Source organism: Peribacillus sp. NPDC056705 (assembly GCF_043656335.1).
On record NZ_JBHTYI010000125.1, the window covers coordinates 1 to 2,048 of the forward strand.

The 2,048-nt window shown below is 50.5% G+C and carries 4 protein-coding genes; all 4 read left to right on the forward strand.

The features are described 5' to 3' along the window. The first annotated feature begins 139 nt into the window (after window positions 1-139). Entirely contained in the window at window positions 140-307 is a 168-nt protein-coding gene (locus ACFRAK_RS28065) for a hypothetical protein (protein WP_394573045.1), read from the forward strand. Continuing rightward, complete coding sequence (folP, locus tag ACFRAK_RS28070; RefSeq protein WP_394573046.1) at window positions 288-1,148, forward strand: dihydropteroate synthase; 861 nt, start codon at window positions 288-290, stop codon at window positions 1,146-1,148. The genes ACFRAK_RS28065 and folP overlap by 20 nt, the downstream gene beginning before the upstream one ends. 39 nt (window positions 1,149-1,187) lie before the next feature. Continuing rightward, a complete protein-coding gene (gene folB / locus ACFRAK_RS28075) occupies window positions 1,188-1,550 on the forward strand; it encodes a dihydroneopterin aldolase (RefSeq protein ID WP_394573047.1) in 363 nt (120 codons plus the stop codon). A gap of 7 nt (window positions 1,551-1,557) precedes the next feature. Continuing rightward, the coding region (gene folK / locus ACFRAK_RS28080) for a 2-amino-4-hydroxy-6-hydroxymethyldihydropteridine diphosphokinase (RefSeq protein WP_394573048.1) at window positions 1,558-2,048 on the forward strand (491 nt) is incomplete at its 3' end.

Sequence of the window (2,048 nt, forward strand, 5' to 3'; positions counted from 1 at the left end):
CCGCTTGTGTACGCCCGATATAAGCACAGGCATCTTGCCGGGAATTACCCGGGCCCTGATATTGGAATTGGCGTAGCGGCTTGGCATCGAGTCGGAAGAAGGGTGTTATCGCTGGAGTCATTTACTTGAGGCGGACGAAGTGTTTACTTCAGGGTCTGTCCAAGAAATCGTTCCAATTACAACATTGATTGATTCGAATAACCTTATCGTTCGCATCGGTCAAGGAAAGATTGGTCCGCTTACACATCAATTGCTGAACGCATATCGGAAGAAAGCAGGGCAAATACATGAAGACAACAATCTATGAACGTGAGTATAAACTTGGCAAGGATGGCGTATTACAATTGGGTCGATCCACGCTGATTATGGGCATATTGAATGTAACGCCGGATTCGTTCTCGGACGGAGGACGCTATAACGATACGGAGCGGGCTGTCGCTCATGCACTGAAGTTAGTGGAGGAAGGAGCCGATATGATTGACATCGGAGGAGAATCCACCCGTCCGGGCCATGAGAAGGTTGGGGCAGAGGAAGAGCTATCTCGTGTGATCCCGGTGATCGAAGCGATCCATAAGCAAGCTCCCCACATTCCGTTATCTATCGACACCTATAAAGCACAAGTCGCTCGACAGGCAATTCTGGCCGGGGCACATATCATCAATGACATATGGGGTTTTAAAGACGATCCGGAAATGCCGAAGACGGCTGCGGAATTGGGCTGTCCGGTCATTCTGATGCATAACAGGCGTGATCGCCATTACACGGACCTGATCGAGGACGTGAAGCGTGATTTAATGGAGAGCGTGGAGATTGCGCGACAGGCCGGGGTGCAAGATCAGCAGATTCTGCTTGATCCGGGCATCGGTTTTGCCAAAGATTATGACGAGAATTTGCAGGTTATGGCGTCACTTGATCAACTTGTGGCTCTCGGGTTTCCGGTATTACTGGCGACTTCCCGCAAGCGGTTTATCCAGACGGTGCTGGATGCGCCTGCACAGGATGTGCTGGAGGGCACCGCGGCAACGGTCGCTTATGGCATTGCCCAAGGCTGTCAGATCGTTCGTGTTCATGATGTGCAGCAGGTGAAGCGAACAGCGAAGATGTGTGACGCGATGACATACGGGTCGATTGAGTTAGAGCGGATATAAAATCTTAGTTTAGGCAACGTATGGAAGGGCGGGACGATCATGGATAAAATGATATTGAGTCGAATGGAATACTACGGCTATCACGGAGTGTTCGAGGAAGAGCGCAAGCTGGGACAGCGTTTCTATGTCGATCTTGAGTTGGAAATGGATTTAAGCAAGGCAGGAGAGGCGGATGATCTGGATTTAACGGTAAATTATGCCGAGATTCATGAGCTTTTGCTGGGTATCATGCAGAGCGAGTCTTTTCGCTTGATTGAGGCTTTGGCCGAGCATATTGCATCTAAGGTACTGGACACTTATACTATTATCGATGCTTTAACGGTCCGATTGACGAAACCGCATCCGCCTTTTGACATTCATTTCGAAGGTGTGACCATCGAGTTGCGCCGGACCAGAAAGTGAGAGGATCATGAATTCACACGCCACCTCTGAATATTCAGAGGCTTATATTGCTTTAGGGGCTAACTTGGGGGATCGTGAAGGGAACCTGATGGAGGCTTTGGAACGGTTGGATGAAGTGCCTGGCGTAACGGTTACGCGGGTGTCCCATTTATACGAAACAGAACCGGTTGGTTACGTAGATCAGCCGATGTTTATAAATCTGGCCGCGGTGGTGTCCACCTCATTAAGTCCGCACGGGCTGCTAGCGCAAATGCAGCAGATTGAGAAGCAGCTTGGACGTGTCCGCCATATTCATTGGGGACCGCGGACGGTTGATCTTGATCTGTTATGGATGGAAGGCTGGAGGCTGGATACACCGGAGCTCATTCTGCCACACCCCCGTATGTTCGAGCGGGCGTTCGTTCTAAGACCGCTTGCCGATATCGTATCGGAGTTTGAGCCTTCCGGTCTTTACCCTTCAGTAAAGACAGCACTGGCCCACCTGGAGGGAAAGAAAGG

Coding starts and splice junctions, on each gene's coding strand:
- folP (WP_394573046.1), top strand. CDS start 288: ATGAAGACAACAATCTATGAACGTGAGTATAAACTTGGCAAGGATGGC.
- folB (WP_394573047.1), top strand. CDS start 1,188: ATGGATAAAATGATATTGAGTCGAATGGAATACTACGGCTATCACGGA.